Origin of the sequence: Nocardiopsis codii (assembly GCF_036327455.1) — a bacterium.
GTDB lineage: Bacteria > Actinomycetota > Actinomycetes > Streptosporangiales > Streptosporangiaceae > Nocardiopsis > Nocardiopsis codii.
On record NZ_JAUZMY010000096.1, the window covers coordinates 1 to 513 of the forward strand.

Genomic DNA, 513 nt, shown 5'->3' on the forward strand with positions numbered 1-513 from the left:
CTCAAGGAGCGCCCGTTTCATCAGGCGTTGGACATGATCGCGTTGGAGCGGCTGGGCAAACCGATCCCGCAGAAGCTATTCAAGTCGATCACCGACTATGTCTCGGCGCGTCCCGGGCGGAATTATCCGAGTACTGATGGTCTTATGCTCGCCGCCCTGTCGCATGTGGTGTCTACAGCATACGGTCAGGAGGGGATTACGGCTGTCAAGGCGGCGCTTGTCAAACGTCTGGATGCCGATCGTCAGACAGATGGGTGGGGTTGGCCAGACCACGGTGCGGATGTGCGTGCGACGACGCGAGTGGCACCGGGTTTGTATCGGGCCGGTGACGCGAACCACAAAGACCAGGCTGTCAAGGGTCAGGCGTGGCTGGCCGGTCAGCAGCAGGCTGACGGCTCGTTCCCAAGTAATGTCGTTAGTCCCGCGTGGACGATGATGACGACGGTGCAGGCGGTTCCGGTGTTGCGGGGTTTGCAGTCGTTGGACACTATTGGTGCTAATCCGGCTCGGGCG

The 513-nt window shown here is 61.0% G+C and carries 1 protein-coding gene; it reads left to right on the top strand.

Annotated elements, in window-relative coordinates; translation table 11 throughout:
* Positions 1–33 precede the first annotated feature (33 nt).
* Positions 34–513 (top strand): prenyltransferase/squalene oxidase repeat-containing protein (locus Q8791_RS31790; RefSeq protein WP_330095559.1); only part of this gene is annotated, 480 nt, incomplete at its 3' end.